General features: G+C 71.3%; 14 protein-coding genes. 9 read left to right on the top strand and 5 right to left on the bottom strand.

Going from position 1 to position 16,674, the window contains the following annotated elements:
* Positions 1-634 precede the first annotated feature (634 nt).
* The 7 genes from LWF15_RS31775 to LWF15_RS31745 all read left to right on the top strand — a co-directional run bounded on the left by LWF15_RS31775 (position 635) and on the right by LWF15_RS31745 (position 8,616).
* Positions 635-877, top strand: a complete 243-nt coding sequence (locus LWF15_RS31775; protein ID WP_232814676.1) for a hypothetical protein — start codon at positions 635-637, stop codon at positions 875-877.
* Positions 874-1,290: a PIN domain-containing protein gene (locus LWF15_RS31770; RefSeq protein ID WP_232814675.1), complete on the top strand. Its 417-nt coding sequence runs from the start codon at positions 874-876 to the stop codon at positions 1,288-1,290. The genes LWF15_RS31775 and LWF15_RS31770 overlap by 4 nt, the downstream gene beginning before the upstream one ends.
* 58 nt (positions 1,291-1,348) lie before the next feature.
* Positions 1,349-2,179 carry a patatin-like phospholipase family protein gene (locus LWF15_RS31765; protein ID WP_232814674.1) on the top strand — a complete coding sequence of 277 codons (831 nt, stop codon included), beginning with the start codon at positions 1,349-1,351 and terminating at the stop codon, positions 2,177-2,179.
* Between the two features lie 47 nt (positions 2,180-2,226).
* Positions 2,227-3,234 (top strand): 1-acyl-sn-glycerol-3-phosphate acyltransferase, encoded by a 1,008-nt coding sequence (locus tag LWF15_RS31760; RefSeq protein ID WP_269811197.1) that lies wholly within the window; start codon positions 2,227-2,229, stop codon positions 3,232-3,234.
* A gap of 1,160 nt (positions 3,235-4,394) precedes the next feature.
* Positions 4,395-6,740, top strand: a complete 2,346-nt coding sequence (locus LWF15_RS31755) for a HelD family protein (RefSeq protein WP_232814672.1) — start codon at positions 4,395-4,397, stop codon at positions 6,738-6,740.
* 156 nt (positions 6,741-6,896) lie between these two features.
* Positions 6,897-7,982: an acyltransferase family protein gene (locus LWF15_RS31750; protein WP_232814671.1), complete on the top strand. Its 1,086-nt coding sequence runs from the start codon at positions 6,897-6,899 to the stop codon at positions 7,980-7,982.
* A gap of 58 nt (positions 7,983-8,040) precedes the next feature.
* Entirely contained in the window at positions 8,041-8,616 is a 576-nt protein-coding gene (locus LWF15_RS31745; protein WP_232814670.1) for an NADPH-dependent FMN reductase, read from the top strand.
* Here the strand turns inward: LWF15_RS31745 and LWF15_RS31740 are convergent.
* Genes LWF15_RS31740 through LWF15_RS31725 form a run of 4 tightly spaced genes read right to left on the bottom strand, consistent with a single transcriptional unit; the run spans position 8,607 to position 12,618 of the window.
* The gene (locus LWF15_RS31740) at positions 8,607-9,254 is read right to left on the bottom strand and encodes a response regulator (protein ID WP_332879951.1); all 648 of its coding nucleotides are present in this window, start codon (positions 9,252-9,254) and stop codon (positions 8,607-8,609) included. The genes LWF15_RS31745 and LWF15_RS31740 overlap by 10 nt on opposite strands.
* Positions 9,242-10,492, bottom strand: a complete 1,251-nt coding sequence (locus LWF15_RS31735; protein ID WP_232814668.1) for a sensor histidine kinase — start codon at positions 10,490-10,492, stop codon at positions 9,242-9,244. Before LWF15_RS31735 ends, LWF15_RS31740 begins: the two co-directional genes overlap by 13 nt.
* Positions 10,493-10,507: 15 nt before the next feature.
* A complete protein-coding gene (locus tag LWF15_RS31730) occupies positions 10,508-11,857 on the bottom strand; it encodes an FtsX-like permease family protein (protein ID WP_232814680.1) in 1,350 nt (449 codons plus the stop codon).
* Positions 11,857-12,618, bottom strand: a complete 762-nt coding sequence (locus tag LWF15_RS31725; RefSeq protein WP_232814667.1) for an ABC transporter ATP-binding protein — start codon at positions 12,616-12,618, stop codon at positions 11,857-11,859. The genes LWF15_RS31730 and LWF15_RS31725 overlap by 1 nt, the downstream gene beginning before the upstream one ends.
* Before the next feature lie 178 nt (positions 12,619-12,796).
* On the opposite strand from LWF15_RS31725, the gene ilvA reads away from it, so the two are divergent.
* Positions 12,797-14,029: a threonine ammonia-lyase gene (gene ilvA / locus LWF15_RS31720; protein ID WP_232814666.1), complete on the top strand. Its 1,233-nt coding sequence runs from the start codon at positions 12,797-12,799 to the stop codon at positions 14,027-14,029.
* On the opposite strand, the gene LWF15_RS31715 is transcribed toward ilvA, so the two are convergent.
* Positions 14,026-14,787 (bottom strand): phosphatase PAP2 family protein, encoded by a 762-nt coding sequence (locus tag LWF15_RS31715; RefSeq protein ID WP_232814665.1) that lies wholly within the window; start codon positions 14,785-14,787, stop codon positions 14,026-14,028. The two genes, ilvA and LWF15_RS31715, sit on opposite strands and share 4 nt — an antisense overlap.
* Positions 14,788-14,993: 206 nt before the next feature.
* On the opposite strand from LWF15_RS31715, the gene LWF15_RS31710 reads away from it, so the two are divergent.
* Positions 14,994-16,643: a serine/threonine-protein kinase gene (locus LWF15_RS31710; protein WP_232814664.1), complete on the top strand. Its 1,650-nt coding sequence runs from the start codon at positions 14,994-14,996 to the stop codon at positions 16,641-16,643.
* The last annotated feature ends 31 nt before the right edge of the window (positions 16,644-16,674 follow it).

Below are 16,674 nucleotides of genomic sequence, written 5' to 3'. Positions count from 1 at the left end.
CCCGCCGAGCCCGCTACCCCGCCGAGCCCGCTACCCCGCCGAGCCCGCAATTCCCGCGCTGCCTGCTGTCCCCGCCAAATCTGCTACCCCTGCCAATTGGACTTCCCCGCGCCTTTTCTGACATCACCGCCCCTCCGCTTCGCTATCCACGCCCTGTCTGCCACCTCCAGCACCTCCACCCAACCGGTCCGCTGAATCAGCCGGACCCGTCCAGTTCGCTGCCCGAGATTCCATGCCCATGTGAACTTTTAGCGACAAGTCCACGAGACCATGGCCGCCTCCGCGGCCCGGCTGTGCCCCTGCCGCGATGAAACGGGTTTCGCGATGGATCGATGGCCGGCGCCGGCTCGACCGTCACCACCGTCGGGGTCACCTAGTGGGTTCGCCGTCCGTCTGCCAGCTCCCGATGCAGCCTTGGGGCGCCGGAAGGCTGCCACCGCTGAGCGATAAGAACCCCTGCGGAGCAGCCGGTTACGGCGTGAGGGAGCGGGCGGGTGTGGGCGGGGTTAGGCGGGGGTGGGCTGGACATGGGGCTGACCTGCGGGGACGGCGGGGCGGTGGGGGCGCGGGGCAAATTGTCGGTGGGGGAATGCAAGATGGGGGTATGGGCAGAGAGAGGGAGGGGGACCCGTCGATGTTCTCTGAGGATGTACGGCTGGCAACGAGAGTCACGGTTGAGGGGGTCGATCTGGCCCTGCTCCGGCAGGCTTCGCGGCTCCTGGGTGCAGAAGATGCGGCGGCGGTCGATCAGGCCCTCGCCGAGCTCATTCGCGATCGTAATCGGCGGCGCGCAGTCACGGCCGAGCTGCATCGCTACGAGAGCGGGCAGTTCGCGGTGCTGTCCGGTCAGGGTACGGGGAACAGGGGGCAACGATGAACGTCGGCTGGCTTCTCGACAGCAGTGCGCTCGGCCTCGCGCACCAGAAGGAGGTGGCGTCCAGGCTGCTGCCGATGCTCAGCGCCGGGCTGCTCTACACCTGCCCGCTGCTCGACCTGGAGGCGCTGGCCACCGCCGCCACGGCGCAGGCCTACCGCAAGATGCGGGCCGACCGTCGGCAGGCCTACAGTTCCGTGCCGTTCGAGACGGCGGTGGGCGAGCGGGCCCTGCGCCTGCAGGCCCGGGTCGGGCGCCTGGCCGGGTCCGGGGTACGGCCGCGTGACCTGCTGGTGGCAGCCACCGCGCTGGAGCACCAGCTCGCGGTGCTCCACCACCATCCGGCCTTCACCCTGCTCGGCGAGATCTGTGAGCTCGAGCAGCACCCGGTCTCTGCCCTGGGGGCGCTGGAATAGTCCGGATGGCGTACGGTCGCGGCGTTCGGAGTGCCCCCGAGGGGAGTAGCAGGCAGCGATGGGCAAGACCGCATTCGTGTTCGGCGGCGGGGGCATGCTGGGGGCCAGTGAGGTAGGCATGCTCCGCGCCGTGATGGAGGCCGGGCACCGTCCCGACCTCGTCCTCGGCACCAGCGTCGGCGCGATCAACGGCGCCGTGCTGGCGGCCGATCCGACCCTCGACTGCGTGGGTGAGCTGGTGGCCACCTGGGAGTCGCTGGGCGGGCGGGAGCTGTTCTCCGGCCCGCTGCAGCGGCTGCGGGTGGCGGCCAGCACCGGCACCCACCTGCACTCGATCGAGCCCCTACGGGCGCTGATCGAGCGGCGGCTGGGCCCGGTCGACATCGAGCAGCTGGCCGTGCCGTTCCAGTGCTGCGCGGCCAGCATCGAGCGGGCCGCGGAGACCTGGTTCACCAGTGGGCCGGTGGCCACCGCGGTGGCCGCCTCCTGCGCCGTTCCCGGCATGTTCGGGCCTGTGCAGGTCAACGGCGAGCACTACCTCGACGGCGGCCTGGTCAACAGCCTGCCGGTGGGCCGCGCGGTCGAACTCGGGGCCACCGAGATCTTCGTGCTGCACGTCGGGCGGATCGAGCAGCCCCTGCGGGTGCCCTCCCGTCCCTGGGAGGTCGCCACGGTGGCGTTCGAGATCGCCCGCCGGCACCGGTTCGCCGCAGACATGGCCGCCGTGCCCGAGGGGGTGGCGGTGCGGGTCATGCCCGCCGGATCGGTCCAGGCGCCCAGCGCCAACCTGCGCTACCGCAACACGCAGAAGGTGCGTATGCGCATCGAAGAGGCCTACCAGGCCTCCCGTGCCTACCTGGAATCGCTTCCGGCCGGAGGGCGGGCCTGACCATGCTTCCCCCCTACTGGGTACGGCGTCTCGTCCTGCTCCCGCTCATGCTGGTGATCAGCGTATTCGCGGTCGTCACCGCTCCGGCCACGCTGCTGCTCGCCGCGCTGATCGGCTTGCTGATCCCCGGCCAGCGAGGCCGTCCCTACCGGCTCACCGTTCTGGTCACCGGCTATCTCGCGGCCGAGGGCGTAGCCCTGGTGGTGCTCGGTTACCTGTGGGTGGCCTGCGGTTTCGGCCGGCGGGTGCGGGAGCCGAAGCACGAGCGGCGGCACTACGTCTGCGTCCGTGCCTTCCTGCGCTGGATCTTCTGGCTGGTCAATCACGCGCTGCACGTGCAGGTCCGGGTCGACGGCCCGGAACTGGAGGCCTACCGCGACAAACCGCTGATCGTGTTCTGCCGGCACGCCGGCCCGGGCGACTCGTTCCTCCTGGTCCACGCTCTGATGAACTGGTACGACCGGGAGCCGCGGATCGTTCTGAAAGACACCATGCAGTGGGATCCGGCGATCGACATCGTGCTCAACCGGCTGCCCACCCGCTTCATCCGCTCCGGCGCCCCGGGCAAGGCCACGGTCGACCCGGAGAAGGGTCCCGACGCGGAGCAGCTGATCGGAGAGCTGGCCCGCAAGCTCGACGGCAACGACGCGCTGGTCCTCTTCCCTGAGGGCGGCAACTTCACGGCCCGCCGCCGCGCCCGGGCCATCGCCAAATTGCGCCGCCGGGGGCTGATGGCCGAGGCGGCCAAGGCCGAGGCGATGCGCTACGTGCTGCCCCCACGGCCGGCCGGTGTGCTGGCCGTGCTCGACAACGCGCCCGAGGCAGACGTGGTCTGGGTAGCTCACACCGGTACCGACCACCTGCTCACGGTCACCGACATCTGGGGTGCACTGCCGGTGGCGGTGGACCTGAAGATGCGGTGGTGGCAGGTGCCTGCCGGGAGCGTGCCGGGCGGCCGGGAGCAGCGGATCGCCTGGTTGTACGAGTGGTGGCGGCAGATCGACGACTGGATCACGGTCAACCGGGTCGCGGAGGGTCAGCGAGAGGCCGCCTGAGGAGACATACTGGTAAGTCCTTTGCGCCGGGCCGGGCTGTTCGGCGGTGCGGTGGCCCGGGTCGTGATCCGGTCCTCGCGGGGCAGAGGTGGCTGGTGTTCGGCGGGCAGGACGTGGTGCGGTAGCAGGTGCGCTCGGCCGGGACAGGCGTGGTCGAGCGTGGTCGAGCGCGGTACGTGCGTGATCGGGTGTGAGCGGGAACCGGCCGGGTCGGTCTGGAGTCGGTCTCAGGTCGTGTAGATCATCGATACCGGCAAGAGGACGGGTCGGCTCGGCCAAGCGGCCGGGTCGGGTTTCGGTCTCGGGTCGGGTTCGAACGGAGGACGGGTCACCCTGGCGAAGGTGCTCGGGTCGGGTTGGTCTTGGTCGGGGTTCGGACGGAACAAGGGACGGGCCGGCCTGGCGAAGGTGCTGGGGTCGGGGCCGGTCTCGGGTCGGGTTCGAACAGAGGACGGGTCACCCTGGCGAAGGTGCTCGGGTCGGGTTGGTCTCGGTCGGGGTTCGGACGGAACAAGGGACGGGCCGCCCAGGCGAAGGTGCTCAGGTCGGGTCGGTCTCGGTCGGGTCCGAACAGAACAGGGGACGGGTCGGCTTGGCGAAGGTGCTCGGGTCGGGTTCGGTCGGGGTTCGGACGGAACAGAGGATGTGTCGGCCCGGCGAAGCGGCCCGGGCTCAGATCGGGTCGGGTCCGAACGAGGACGGGTCGGCCCGGCGAAGCTTTCGAGGTCGGGTTCGGTCTCGGGTCCGAACCGAGAACGGGTCGCCTGACGAAGCCGCCTGGGCCGGATCGGTCTCGGGCCGGGGTGAGTCGAGCAGCGGGTACGAGGCAGAACAGAGAGCTGGGCCGGGCCGAGTTGGTCGGCGGCAGAATGGATCGGTGGCCGGCGAGCACGGGTGGGCCGTAGGGGCCCGGGGGCCGGACACCGGATCGGTTCTCCTGGACGTGATGGGATCGGTGCCGGTGTCTGAACCGAACCGGGCCCGGTCGGACACACGCGATGAACCAAGCACTGCAGCACCGGCCATATGTACCGGTTATATGTACGGCACCACCGAACCTTCGGCGGTGGGCAAGTGAGCAGCGACAGGTAAGTAGAAGTGGTGCCGCGGCAGGCGACGCGCGGCCGAGCAGGTGGGTGACGAGCATGGGAGGCCATGGCGTGAGCGATGGCACGGTCGATGGCCTGACCGGGAGCACGGACGAGCACACCGGCAGCACTGGTGGCAGCGCCGGTGATGGCCGCAACGGCACCGGTGGGCCGCAGAACGCCACCGAGCGCGAGGTGGCCCTGGAACAGACCTACCTCGACCTGCTCTACGGCCGGCTCGACGACATCCGCTCCCGGGCCCGCACGACCCTGGACGACCTGCGCCGGTCGTCCTCCTCCAACACCCCGGCCGGCCGGGCCGAGAAGGACGCCTTCGACGCCCTGCACACCGAGCGGCTGGCCCAGCTCGACGCCGTCGAGGACCGGCTCGCCTTCGGCCGGCTGGACATGAACGGCGGCGAGCGGCGCTACGTCGGCCGGATCGGCCTCGCCGACGAGGGGCAGCAGCAGCTCCTGGTCGACTGGCGGGCCCCCGCCGCGGCCGCCTTCTACCAGGCCACCGCGGCCTCTCCGGCGGGCGTGGCCCGGCGGCGGCACCTGGCCACCCGGGGCCGCACGGTCACCGGCATCGACGACGAACTGCTCGACGTCAGCGGCCTGAACGCGGCCGACCTGACCACCGTGACCGGTGACGGCGCCCTGATGACGGCGCTCACCGAGCACCGCACCGGCAAGATGCGCGACATCGTGGCCACCCTGCAGTCCGAGCAGGACGAGATCGTCCGGGCCCCGCTCACCGGCGTCCTGGTGGTCCAGGGCGGACCGGGCACCGGCAAGACCGCGGTCGCCCTGCACCGCGCCGCCTACCTGCTGTACACCCACCGCGAGCGGATCGCCAAGAGCGGCGTGCTGGTGGTCGGGCCCTCACCGGTCTTCCTGCGCTACATCGAGCGGGTGCTGCCCTCGCTCGGTGAGACCGGCGTGGTGCTGTCCACTCCCGGGCAGATCTTCCCCGGTGTCGAGGCCACCCGCACCGACCGGCCCGAGGTCGCTCTGCTCAAGGGCGATCTGCGGATGGCCCGGGTGATCCGCGAGGCGGTGCGCCAGCGCCAGCTGACCCTGCCCCGGCCGGTCCCGATCACCCTCGACGGCGACCAGATCGCCCTGCGCCCGGCCGCGGTGGTCGAGGCCCGCTCCCGGGCCCGCCAGACCGGGCGCCCGCACAACGAGGCCCGCACCACCTTCGTCAAGCACCTCCTCGACGACCTGGCCGGGCAGCTGGCCCGGGCCCGGCGCCTGGAGAACGACCCGGAGACCCGGCTCGACCTGGCCGCCGAACTGCGCGACAACATCGACGTGCGGCGCGAGATCAACCTGCGCTGGATGCCGCTGTCGGCCGAGGCGTTCCTCGACAAACTGCTCTCCGACCCGGACCGGCTGCGGGCCGCCACCGAGGGCAAGCTGGCCAAGGCCGAGGCCCGGCTGCTGCTGCGTGAGCCCGGCAGCCCCTGGACCCAGTCCGACGTGCCGCTGCTGGACGAGGTCGCCGAGCTGATCGGGGCCGACGTGACGGCCAGCGCCGCGGCCGCGCGGGAGCGGGCCCGGGCCGCGGCCGAACGGGCCGAGGCGGTCCGCTACGCCCAGGGTGTGCTCCAGATGTCCGGTGAGGCCGCGGCCATGATGACCGCGGACATGCTGGCCGACCGGTTCGAGGGTCCGGGGGGCAGCCTGACCGTGGCCGAGCGGGCCCGCGACGACCGCACCTGGACGTACGGGCACGTGGTGGTGGACGAGGCCCAGGAGGTCTCGCCGATGCAGTGGCGCACCCTGGCCCGGCGGGTGCCCTCGCGCTCCATGACGGTGGTCGGTGACCTGGCCCAGACCAGTTCCGCGGCCGGGGCCAGCACCTGGGCCGGTGCGCTGGACACGATCGCCAAGGACCGTTGGCGGGTGGCCGAGCTGACCGTCAACTACCGCACCCCGGCGAAGATCATGCGCCCGGCCGCGGCCATGCTCACCGCCTCGGGCATCAGCGTGAGGCTGCCCGAGTCGGCCCGCGAAGGTGACTGGGACCCGTCCCTGATTCAGGCTCCCGAAGACGCCGGGGCAGTGGCCGAGGCCGTGCTGCGCGCCGTCACGGCCGACGAGAAGGCGCTCGGCGGCGGGCAGTTCGCGGTGATTCTCTCGCGGGCCGAGGTGGTGGGCGAGGTCTCCGAGCGGGTGCGCAAGTCGCTGCTGAGCCCGGAGTACGCCGGGCTGGGCGAGCGGGTCTCGGTGCTCAGCGTCGACGACGTGAAGGGCCTGGAGTACGACGCGGTCACCGTGGTCGACCCGGCCGGGATCGTCGCCGCCTCCCGCCGGGGCGCCAGCGACCTCTACGTCGCGCTGACCCGCCCCACCCAGCGGCTCACCGTGATCCACCACGGCGACCTGCCCGAGGGCCTGCGCATCCCCTGACACACACCGTGACGAGTGGTGACGGATCCTCGCCACTCGTCACGCCGTGCCGGTGAACTCACCTCGGAAATCTCTTGGTGTCCCTCCAGAAACCCTGTACATAGAGGTGGAGGCCAGAAGGTTCCCGTCCGCCGAGTGATTTCAGGGACAGATCAGATGTCGCGTCGCCCCGCGCTGGACGGCCTACGGGCCATCGCCGTGCTCGCCGTCATGGCGTTCCACACCTCGCCCGCCGCCCACGGCGGTTTCCTGGGCGTGGACGTGTTCTTCGTGATCAGCGGATACCTGATCACCGCCCTGCTGCTGCGGGAGTGGGACCGCACCGGCCGGATCGACCTGAGGTCGTTCTACCTGCGCCGGGCCCTGCGCCTGCTGCCGCCCCTGCTGTTCATGCTCGTGGTCAGCCTGCCGGTCGTGCTGACCCTGGCCCGCGACCAGTTCACCCTGAACCCGGTGGTGGCCCTCGCCAGTGTTCTCTTCTACGTGGCGAACTGGGCCAACGTCTGGGTGAACGGCGGCACCGGGATCTGGACCCACACGTGGTCGCTGTCGATCGAGGAGCAGTTCTACCTGATCTGGCCGGTCCTGCTGATCGCGGTGCTGGCCCGCCGCCGGAAGGCCCCGGCGGCCGCCCTGGCCGTGCTGGTCGGGGTGGTCGTGGTGGCCCGCTGGATCAGCGCCGGCAACTCCGAGAGCACGCTGTGGCTCTACTACGCGACCACCTCGCACTGCGACGGACTGCTGCTCGGGGCCCTGCTCGCCGTTCTGCTGCAGCGGCGCGAGGGCCTGGCCGGTACCCGAGTCCGGTCCGAGGTCGTGGCCTGGGCCGGGGTGCTCGGTCTGGCCGCGCTGTTCGCCACCTCCCGCATCGAGCCCAGCGTCACCTACCAGTGGCGGCTGCCGCTGGCCGCACTGTTCTCGGCGCTGGTGGTGCACCACCTGGTCACCCAGAAGGACGGCCCGATGGTGAGCCTGCTCTCGGTGCGGCCGCTGGTGGTGATCGGGACGCTCTCCTACGGTTTGTACCTCTACCACTTCCCGGTCTTCATGACCGTGCAGAACCGGGGCTTCTCACACCTGGTGCAGCACCTGCTGGAGCTCTCGCTGACCGTTGCGCTGACCGTCTTCTCCTGGTTCCTGGTGGAGAAGCCGGCCCTGCGGCTGAAGGACCGGCTCCCGGCCCCCACACCCGCCCTGGTGGTTCCTGCGCCGGCCGGGGGAGTCGCCGGGCCGGTCACCTGAGGCCAGGCATACGGTGGGCCGGTACCTCGCACGGCCCCTCCGCAGTAAGGATCCCCCCATGTCCAGACCAGTCGTTCAGATCATCGTCGCCAGCACCCGCCCCGGGCGGGTCGGTCTTCCGGTCGCCCAGTGGATCCAGGCGGTGGCCGAGAAGCACGCCGGTTTCACCGTCGAGCTGGTCGACCTGGCCGAGCTGAACCTGCCGCTGATGGACGAGCCGAACCACCCCCGGCTGCGGCAGTACGTGCATGAGCACACCAAGCGCTGGAGCGCCACGGTGGAGCGGGCCGACGCGTTCGTCTTCGTGATGCCCGAGTACAACGCCGGGTACACCGCCCCGCTGAAGAACGCGCTCGACTACCTGGTGCACGAGTGGGCGAACAAGCCGGCCGGCGTGGTCAGCTACGGCGGGGTCTCGGCCGGCGTGCGCGCCGTGACCACCCTGCGGCCGGTGATGGCCATGCTCAAGCTCTTCCCGACCGGCGGCAACGTGCACATCCCGTTCGTCACCCAGTTCCTCACCGAGGAACGCACGATCAACCCGAACGAGATGATGAGCGCCGGCGCCGAGGCGATGCTGGTCGAGCTCGAGGTCCTGGCCCGCACCCTGAAGCCGCTGCGCGCTCAGTCCTGATGTAGGTAGGCCAGAACCGCCAGCACCCGGCGGTTGTCGTCGGCCGCCTGGGGCAGGTCCAGCTTGGTGAAGATGCTGTTGGTGTGCTTGCCCACGGCCTTCTCGGAGACGAACAGACGCGCTGCGATCGCGGCGTTGGACCGGCCCTGGGCCATCAGGCCCAGCACCTCGCGCTCGCGTTCGGTCAGCCGTTCCATCGGGGCCTCGCGCTGGGCCCGGGTGAGGATGCTGGAGACCACCTGCGGGTCCAGGACCGTGCCCCCGGCGGCCACCTGCTGAACTGCCTCGACGAACGAACGGACGTCGGTGATCCGGTCTTTCAGCAGGTAGCCGATCGAGCCCTGGCCGGAGGCCAGCAGTTCTTTGGCGTAGAGCTGCTCCACGTACTGGCTGAGCACCAGCACCGGGAAAGCGGGCCGTCGGCGCCGGATCTCGACCGCCGCCATCAGACCCTCGTTGGAGAAGCTCGGCGGAAGCCGCACATCCAGGACGGCGATGTCCGCCTCCTTCTCGTCCAGCGCCTGCAGCAGTGACGTGGCATTGTCCACGGCCGCCACCACCTCGAAGTCGTGCGCCTCGAACAACCGGATCAGCCCGTCCCGCAACAGGGCCAGATCCTCGGCGATCACGACGCGCACGGTACCTCCACCACGACCAGGGTCGGCCCCCCAGCGGGGCTGTCGATGCTCAGTGTGCCGTCGAAGGCACGCAGTCGTTGCGCCACCCCAGCCAGCCCGGTGCCGCCGCTCACCGCGGCCCCGCCCTCACCGTCGTCCCCGATTTCTGCTCTCAACTGGCTGCCCGAGAACCCCAGCCGCACCCAGGCGCGTTGCGCCTGAGCATGTTTCACCACATTGGCCAGCGCCTCGGCCACCGCGAAGTAGACCGCGGTCTCGACCGGCGCGGGAATCTTGCGGGGCAGGTCGACCGACGTGGTCACCGGCAGCGAGAGCTGAACGGCCAGCGCCTCGACGGCGCCGCCCAGCCCCCGGTCGGCCAGCACCGGCGGATGGATGCTGCGGACCACGCCGCGCAGGTCCTCCAGGGCCTCGGTGGTCGCCTTCCGGGCCTCGGCCAGCAGCGCGGCGGCTGCCTCCGGGTCGCGCTTGAGCAGTTCCTCGGCCAGCCCGATGTTCATGCCCAGCGAGACGATCCGGGCCTGCGCCCCGTCGTGCAGATCCCGCTCGATGCGCCGGATCTCGGCCGCTGAGTGGTCGATCGACTCGGCCCGGGACTCCGACACCGCCGCCACCCGGCGTTCCAGCTGGGCGGCGAGCGAGTTGCCGTACATGGCCAGGGTGGTGACCGCCCGGACCATCGACAGCAACGGGGTGAGCAGCCACCACAGCACCAGGTCGAGCGAGATCGGCAGCAGCCACCAGAAGGTCTGGAACACCAGCGCCAGCACCAGGTGGGTGATCGCCAGGGCGGGCAGGCAGACCACGGCGGCCGACAGGGCCAGGCCGCCGGTGCTGGCGAAGGCCGTGAAGGCCAGGTCCAGCCAGCGCCGCGGGTCCTGCAGCCAGGTCCAGGGCCGGGCCCAGACCACGGCCAGGCCGGTGCTGCCGCTGCGCTTGTAGCCCGGTACCTCCACCGGCTGCCGCAGGGCCATACCGGCCAGGTAGCGGTGCGCCCGGCCGAGCTGCGCGGCGGCCGGCACGGCCAGGTGGAGCAGCAGGAGCCCGACCAGGACGGTGGTGGTCGGCCAGCCGGTCACGATCAGGACGAAGAGCACGAGGCAGGGGACGGCGAGCAGGACGTGAGCGAGTTCGAGCAGCCAGATCCGGGCCCGGTCGCGCAGACCGGCCTCGTCGAACCGCAGCAGCGGGATCCGCCGCAGTCCTCTTTCGCCCCACATGGTGCCCAAGTCTGTCATCGCCGTCCCCACCCCTCAGGCCGCCAGGGTCAGGGCCGGGCGGCGCAGCATCCGGCCGGTCAGCACCGCGGTGGCCGAGATCGTCACCGTGGCGGCGACCGCCGCGACCCCGAGCAGGTACCAGGGCCCCAGACCGGGCAGCACGCTGTCCAGCTTCACCCAGCTGAACGGGCACATCATGGCCAGCGAGGCGACTGCGCCGAGCACGATGCCGGTGCCGGACAGGAAGGCCGCCTCCAGCAGCATCACCTGCCGGATCTGGGCCCTGGTGGCCCCGGCCAGCTGCTGGCGGCCGAACTCCTGCCGCCGGGCGGCGACGGCCGCGGCCAGGGTGTTGACCACCATGATGGCCGCGAACAGGGCGATCATCCCGACCACCACGTAGTTCAGCAGTTCCACGTCCTCCGCCTCGGGCGTCTTCACCAGGCCCGCGTCGGCCTTGTTCTGGATCGCCACCAGGTAGGCGGTGCCGGCCGCGATCCCGGTGAAGATCGTGATCGGCGCCAGGGTCGCGCCCAGGGCCTGGGCCCGGGCCCGCAGGTCGTGCCGGGCCAGGTGCCCGGCCACCCCGAACGGCTTCAGCGCGAAACCGAAGACGGTCGTGGCCAGCCGCAGCAGCACCGGTGACAGGGTGGCGATGCCGATCGTGGTGAAGACCCCGGCCGGGCCCGCGGTGCTCATCGGGGCCATCGGGTCCGGGTCGTCGGCCATCACCGTGACGGTCAGCACCAGCAGGTGCAGACCGATCACGATCAGTCCCAGGCCGGCCGCGATCTGCCAGCGGCTGGTGCGCCGAGGGCCGGTCGCCGCCTCCCGCTGGGATGCGCGCACCGATGCCCGGGTGGCGCGGCGGGTGGCGATCCGCGCAGCGAAGTAGGCCACCAGGGTGATTCCCAGGCCGGTGACGGTCAGGGCCACCGGCTGCCCGTGGCCGTCCACGCCGGGCGAGAGCATCCCGGTCTCGCGCATCGCGGCCAGCACCAGATCGCCGACCAGCCAGGCCGGTCCGGCCGCCAGCGCCACGGCGGCCAGCGTGACCAGTGTCGACTCGGTGATCACGAGCCGCCGCACCTGTTTCGGGGTGGCCCCGACCGCCCGCAGCAGGGCGGTCTCGGCGGTGCGCTGACCCACCACCAGGGTCAGCGTGGAGGCCAGGGAGAAGAGCACGATCAGGGCGCCCCAGCTGCCTACCACGATGCCCATGGTCGAGAGCCGGTCGGCGTCGGCGGTGGACACGTCGCCCGTGCCGGCGCTGCTCAGAGTGGCGAACGAGCCGATCAGCACGGTGCCGAAGAACACCGACAGGAAGTACGCACCGAACGAGGTGGCCCGCGTGCGCAGCGAGCTCCAGGCGATGAGTCGCATCACGCACCGGTCCCGGAGAGAGCCGGAACCAGCTGGTCCAGGTGGGTCATCTGGGCGGCCACGGCCACGGCCTCGGCGGTCGGGTTGGCCATCTGCCCGGCGATCCGGCCGTCGGCCAGGAACACGACCTGGTCGGCATAGGCCGCGGCCACCGGGTCGTGGGTGACCATCACGATGGTCTGCCCCAGACGATCGGCCGAACCCCGCAGGATCCCCAGCACGTTTCGGGCCGTCCGGCTGTCCAGGGCGCCGGTCGGTTCGTCCGCGAAGAGCACGTCCGGCTTGGTCACCAGTCCGCGGGCGATGGCCACGCGCTGCTGCTGGCCACCGGAGAGCTCGGCCGGCAACGAGTGCACCCGGTCACCGAGACCGACCTGGTCGAGCAGTTCCCGGGCGATGCCGCGGGGCACGCGGCGCCCGGCCAGGCGCAGCGGCAGCTCCACGTTCTGCCCGGCGCTCAGGTAGGAAAGCAGGTTCAGGTTCTGGAAGACGATGCCGATCCGCTCGCGCCGGAACAGCGTGGCCGCCGCCTCGTCGTTCGGCAGGGCGCGACCCCCGATGGTGATCGTGCCGGCGGCCGGTCGCTCCAGACCGGCCACGCAGTTGAGGAACGTGCTCTTGCCGGACCCCGAGGGGCCCATCAGAGCGGTGAAGGTACCCCGCTCCAGCCGCAGGCCCACCTCCCGCAGTGCTTCGACAGCCCCCGGTCCGCTGCCGTACGTCATGCTCAGCCCACTGACGTCCAAAGCCGGTGTTTCCATGGTCTTTCCCCCTCAGATGAATGTGGTGCGGTGTGACTTCGAACTTACGGACGTCGGTGAGCCCCTTCGAGGGGTCTGAGCAGCCAGCGGGGGTAGGGGAAACCTGGCCCGCCGGGGGTAGGGAAAACCCCACCCCCGGGAGCCGGGGGTGTGTGGGCGGGCGTGCGAGGATTCCGTCATGTCCGCTCCCGCCCGCGTCCTGCCCGTCTCCGACGCCGATGTTCTGGCGGCCGCCGAGCTGCTGGAACCGGTGATCCGGCGCACCCCTGTGGTCCGCAGCCGGGCCCTGTCCGACCTACGGGGCGGCGACGTCTACCTGAAGTGCGAGAACCAGCAGCGGGCCGGTTCGTTCAAGATTCGCGGCGCCTACACCCGGATGGCCCGGCTGTCCGAGGCCGAGAAGGCCCGGGGGGTGGTGGCGGCCAGCGCCGGCAACCACGCGCAGGGGGTGGCCCTGGCGGCCCGGCTGCTCGGGGTGCCGGCCCGGGTCTACATGCCGGTCGGGGCGCCGCTGCCCAAGCTCGACGCCACCCGCGGTTACGGCGCCGAGGTGGTGCTCACCGGCAGCACGGTGGACGAGTGCCTGGCCAGCGCCCTGGAGCACGCCGAGACCAGCGGTGCGGTGATGATCCACCCGTTCGACCACGCCGACGTGGTGGCCGGTCAGGGCACGATCGCCCTGGAGTTCCTCGAGCAGCGGCCGGACGTGAAGACGGTGCTGGTCAGCACCGGGGGCGGTGGCCTGCTGGCCGGTGTGGCCACGGTGCTGAAGGCGCGGCGCCCCGACATCCGGGTGATCGGCGTGCAGGCCGAGAGCGCGGCCGCGTACCCTCCCTCGCTGGCCGCGGGCCGGCCCGAGTCGCTGCCCTCGATGAGCACGATGGCCGACGGTATCGCCGTGGGCCGGCCCGGTGACGTGCCCTTCGCGATCGTCGACAGCCTGGTCGACGAGGTGGTCACGGTCGACGAGGAGACCATCTCCCGGGCCCTGCTGCTGATGCTGGAACGCCAGAAGCTGCTGATCGAGCCGGCCGGCGCGGTCGCCGTGGCGGCCCTGCTCAAGGACGGGCTGGAGATCGAGACCCCGGCCCTGGCCGTGCTTTCCGGCGGCAACGTCGACCCGCTGCTGCTGATGCGCCTGATCCGGCACGGCCTGGCCTCGGCCGGGCGCTACCTGCGGCTGCGTGTGCGGGTGCCGGACACGCCCGGCTCGCTCGCCCAGCTGCTGATGCGTCTGGCCACCACCGACGCGAACGTGATGGAGGTGGAGCACGTGCGCACCGGCGCCCGCACCGCGGTGAACGAGGTGGAGGTGGCCCTGTGGGTGGAGACCCGCGGCCCGGCGCACTGCGACCAGGTGGTGGCCGACCTCACCGCTGCGGGCTACCAGCCCCGGCACGAGAGCGACTAGCGGGCAACGCTCTTGGCCGCCACGTCGGCCGCGCGGCGGGTGCTGGTGGCCGGTTCGGTCGCGGGGTTCACGTGGACCGCCAGCGCCCAGGCCGCACCGACCACGGCCCAGCCGGCCAGCACGTCGAGCGTCCAGTGATTGCCGGTGCCGATCACGATCAGCGCGGTGAGCACGGCGTGCGACCAGCCCAGGCTGCGCAGCAGCCGGTTCCGGGTGGTCAGTGAGACGGCCAGGGCCACCCACAGCGCCCAGCCCGCGTGCATCGACGGCATGGCCGCCAGCTCGTTGGTCAGCCGGCCCATCTCGCCCGGCAGTGAGTGCCCCGCCCCCCACCAGCCCAGATCGGCGTTCTCGGCCAGCACGTCGATGTAGCCGGGCACGAACCGCGGCGGGGCCGTGGGCATGGTGATGTAGGCGGCCAGGGCCATCACCGTGGCCAGGACCAGGGCGTTGCGGCCCTGCTGGTAGACCTGCCGGCCGCGGGTGTAGAGCAGGATCAGCACCGCCGCGGTGACCACGTAGTGAGCGGCCGCGTAGTAGTAGCTGAAGGCGACCGCCAGCCATTCGTGGGCAGCGGTGAAGTGGTTGAAGCTCAGCTCGTGGTGCAGCCCGAAGAACCGCTCCACGTCCAGGACCGAGTTCGCCCGGGACAGCGCGGGCTTCAGATCGGTCGAGGCGAGCAGCCGGGAGAGCGAGTACACCCCCCAGAGGGCGCCCAGAAGAACGAGTTCCCGAACGCCGCGCCAGATCTCGGACATGACCGCAACCGCCCCCTCCGCAGGATCCGGGCCGGCGGCCTTCCCCAACCGCTCAGCCCTCGGCCAGCGTAGTCGGCGCGTCGCCGACCGGCATCAGGGCTCACCCTGAGAAGCACCGTACGTGACCCTGACTGACGGTGAGTGACGAAAGCGTCACTGTCGGGCGGATTTCCCTGCCTCACAAGCCGGGCTGGCACTATGTGCCGATGCCTGACGCCAGTCGACTGCGAGCCGGAGACCCGACGGAGGTCGCCGGGTACCGCATCGTGAGCCGGCTCGGCCAGGGTGGTCAGGGGGTTGTCTTTCTCGGCGCCGGGCCGGACGGCAGTCGGGTGGCGGTCAAGCAACTGCGGCTAGAGGATGAGCGGTCCCGGCAGCAGTTCGCCAAGGAGGTCTCGGCGGCCCGCCGGGTGGCGGCGTTCTGTACCGCCCGCGTCATCGACTTCGATCTCGAGGCCGAATCGCCCTACGTGGTGAGCGAGTTCATCGAAGGCCCGTCGCTGCAGCGGCTGGTACGCGACTCCGGGCCGATCACCGGAAGTCGGCTGCAGCGGCTGGCGATCGGCACCGCCACCGCATTGGCCGCCATTCATCAGGCAGGCGTGGTGCACCGCGACTTCAAGCCGGCCAACGTGATGATCTCGCCGGAGGGACCGCGGGTCATCGACTTCGGCATCGCTCGCGACCTGTCCCACGAAACCACGGTGACGAGCCGGATTTTCGGAACGCCGGCCTACATGGCGCCGGAGCAGATCCGGGCCGAGCGGGTGAGTCCGCAGACCGACATGTTCGCCTGGGCCTCGGTGGTCGCGTTCGCCGCCACCGGCCGGGCCCCGTTCGAGGCCGAGCACATGATGGCCGTGGTGCACCGGATCACCACGATGGAGCCGCGCCTCGACGGGGTGCCGGCCGGGCTGGCCGAGGTGCTGCGCCGCTGCCTGGCCAAGGAGCCGGACCAGCGCCCCACCGCGCAGCAGGCCCTGGCCCTGCTGCTGGGCCGGCCCGAGCACGACCAGGCCGATCCGACGGTGGTGCTCGCCGAGGGGAGTCGGCTGGCGCAGAACAGTGGGGGCGCCGGTGGGGAGTCCGCGGCCGAGCAGGCCGAGCAGGCCCTCCGAACGCCGACCACCAGGCGTGTTTCCCCGGCTCCGGTGCGAACCGGCGAGAGCCGGTCCGGCCTGACTGCCTGGTCCTCACCCGAGCACTCGCCCGAGTACGGCACGCCCGAGACCCCGCCCTCCGGTCTGCCCGCTACCCGCACCCGACCCAGCGGCGTCCTGTCCTCGATCGGGGCCGTTCTGGCCGTGCTCGTGATCGGGGGCGGCATGGTCGGCGGGGGCGCCCTGCTGCTGCGCACCCTGCTCGACAACGACGAGCCCCGCACCAACTCCAGTTCGCCCACCGACCCGAACACCGGTACCGATCCCGGAACCGACGAAGCCGACCCCGAGCCGACCGGTGCCGACGAGACCATCGGCGCGACCGACGTCCCTTTGCCGCAGACCAGCACGGACACCCCCGCCGCCCTGCCGGACTGGACCGCCGGCTCCTGGCGCGGCGAGGTCTACCAGCCGCTGGGTGAGGTCTCCCGCTACGAGGTGGTGCTGACCTTGGAGGCCGGTCGGTCCCAGGGACGGATCGACATCCGCTCGCTCGGCTGCGGTGGAGTGCTGAGCTTCGAGTCCGGCACCGACTCGGTGGTGATGGCGACACAGCTGGAGGACGACCTGTGGGACACCTGTGCCGACGACAGCACGGTGCGCCTGACCCGCAGCGGCGACGGCGAGATGCTCTTCTCCTGGCAGGACGCGGCCGAGGAGAGCAATTCCGGGGGCGGAACGCTGCGACTTGAGTGACTCTGCGCAAGTCGTGGTTGCCTGAGAGTCA

It is taken from the genome of Kineosporia rhizophila, from assembly GCF_021277265.1.
In the GTDB taxonomy this organism is placed as follows: Bacteria; Actinomycetota; Actinomycetes; order Actinomycetales; family Kineosporiaceae; genus Kineosporia; species Kineosporia rhizophila.
Note: the sequence above shows the minus strand (reverse complement) of the source record. Positions and strands in the feature narration are given on the sequence as shown.

Coding starts and splice junctions, on each gene's coding strand:
- LWF15_RS31775 (WP_232814676.1), top strand. CDS start 635: ATGTTCTCTGAGGATGTACGGCTGGCAACGAGAGTCACGGTTGAGGGG.
- LWF15_RS31770 (WP_232814675.1), top strand. CDS start 874: ATGAACGTCGGCTGGCTTCTCGACAGCAGTGCGCTCGGCCTCGCGCAC.
- LWF15_RS31765 (WP_232814674.1), top strand. CDS start 1,349: ATGGGCAAGACCGCATTCGTGTTCGGCGGCGGGGGCATGCTGGGGGCC.
- LWF15_RS31760 (WP_269811197.1), top strand. CDS start 2,227: ATGCTGGTGATCAGCGTATTCGCGGTCGTCACCGCTCCGGCCACGCTG.
- LWF15_RS31750 (WP_232814671.1), top strand. CDS start 6,897: ATGTCGCGTCGCCCCGCGCTGGACGGCCTACGGGCCATCGCCGTGCTC.
- LWF15_RS31745 (WP_232814670.1), top strand. CDS start 8,041: ATGTCCAGACCAGTCGTTCAGATCATCGTCGCCAGCACCCGCCCCGGG.
- LWF15_RS31735 (WP_232814668.1), bottom strand. CDS start 10,492: ATGACAGACTTGGGCACCATGTGGGGCGAAAGAGGACTGCGGCGGATC.
- LWF15_RS31730 (WP_232814680.1), bottom strand. CDS start 11,857: ATGCGACTCATCGCCTGGAGCTCGCTGCGCACGCGGGCCACCTCGTTC.
- LWF15_RS31725 (WP_232814667.1), bottom strand. CDS start 12,618: ATGGAAACACCGGCTTTGGACGTCAGTGGGCTGAGCATGACGTACGGC.
- ilvA (WP_232814666.1), top strand. CDS start 12,797: ATGTCCGCTCCCGCCCGCGTCCTGCCCGTCTCCGACGCCGATGTTCTG.
- LWF15_RS31715 (WP_232814665.1), bottom strand. CDS start 14,787: ATGTCCGAGATCTGGCGCGGCGTTCGGGAACTCGTTCTTCTGGGCGCC.
- LWF15_RS31710 (WP_232814664.1), top strand. CDS start 14,994: ATGCCTGACGCCAGTCGACTGCGAGCCGGAGACCCGACGGAGGTCGCC.